At 70.3% G+C, this 1,300-nt stretch carries 2 protein-coding genes; one reads left to right on the top strand and one right to left on the bottom strand.

Features of this window, described 5'->3' with window-relative positions; translation table 11 throughout:
• Positions 1 to 251: response regulator (locus tag ACIBQZ_RS43320; RefSeq protein WP_396094793.1), on the bottom strand; the 251-nt coding region annotated here is incomplete at its 3' end.
• 143 nt (positions 252 to 394) lie between these two features.
• Between ACIBQZ_RS43320 and ACIBQZ_RS43315 the strand changes: the two genes are divergently transcribed.
• Positions 395 to 1,300: cache domain-containing protein (locus tag ACIBQZ_RS43315; RefSeq protein ID WP_396094792.1), on the top strand; the 906-nt coding region annotated here is incomplete at its 3' end.

Here is a 1,300-nt window from a genome sequence, read left to right as displayed (position 1 = left end):
GCGGACAGGAAGATCGCCGGCAGGTTGTCGCTGCCCTCCATCGCCCGCAGGTGCACGAGCAGTTCCATCCCGCTCATCTCGGGCATCGTCACGTCGAGAATCGCCACGTCCGGGCGTCCTCGCTCACCCACGGCCTGCAGGGCCGTCTTCGCCGAGGTGGTCCCGATCACCCGGTGCCCGTTCGACTGCAGCCTGAACGTGACGATGCGGACGGTGTCCGGATCATCGTCCACCACCAGTACCCGGGCCATAACACGCCATCCCAACCGTAGGCAGCACCTTCGTCCGGTGGGATGCTTCGGCGCGGGAAGCCGTGATCTTGAGAAATCAGTTCGGCCGGTCCGGTCCGTCCCGAGCACTTCACCCGGCGCACCGACCTGACGATGCTGCGTCGGTGACCCTTGCGAGCGCTGCGGCTGAGCCGGCCCGGGACCGTCCCGGTGCCCACCAGAAGCTGGGACGGTTCGTCAGTGGGCTCGCGCTGCTGGCCGTCCTGATCGTGGTGCCCACCGCGGCCGCCGTCGTCTCCTACGACCGGATGGTGCGCTCCAACGCGGACCGCGAGATGCAGAACACCGCGGACCTGGCGGACGTCTTCCTCCGGGAGCAGAACGCCGGGCTGGCCGCGCTGATGAACTCGGTAGCTGCGGACGCGGGCCTGGCGGAGGCCCTTTCGCAGGCCCCGGCCGCGGACCGGCTGACCACCGTGAACCGGGTTCTGCGGACGCTGTCGGCGGCCGGGACCGACATCTCCACGGTCGTCGTCCTGGACTCCGGGGAACGGGTGGTGGGTAACCTGCCCGGCCGGGTCCCGATCGGGTACGACCTGGGCAAGCAGACCTGGTTCCCGGACATCAGTGACCTGGACAACTATTCGGTCTCGGCGGTGTTCCGGAGCCCGGTCTCCGGCTTTGACGTCACGGCCACGACGGTGACGATCCACGATTTCTCGGGCGCCCTCGTCGGGTATGTGGTGGTGAGCCGGAAGATCACCGGATACCAGCGCTACGTAGACTCCTACGGTTCCGGCCGGGGCGTCCGGCTGAGCGTGCTGGACGGTTCCGGCCAGCTGGTGGCGGACAGCGAGGGGGCGGCGCCGGCCGGGCTCTCCCGGGTCGACCGGCTGGCCCGGGGGGCGACCGTGCTGGCCGGCAGTGGGCAGATCGTGGCGGCCAGCGTGCCCACCTCCGAGGCGGGCGGATACGGCTGGCGGGTGGTCGCGCAGGAGAGCAAGGCGACCGCGATGCGCCCGGCGGTGTTCTTCCGCGCGGTGGCGATCGGGACCGCGGCCGTGCTGCTG

It is taken from the genome of Actinoplanes sp. NPDC049599 (assembly GCF_044465625.1).
GTDB lineage: Bacteria > Actinomycetota > Actinomycetes > Mycobacteriales > Micromonosporaceae > Actinoplanes.
This window is presented reverse-complemented; position numbering and strand designations above follow the sequence as displayed.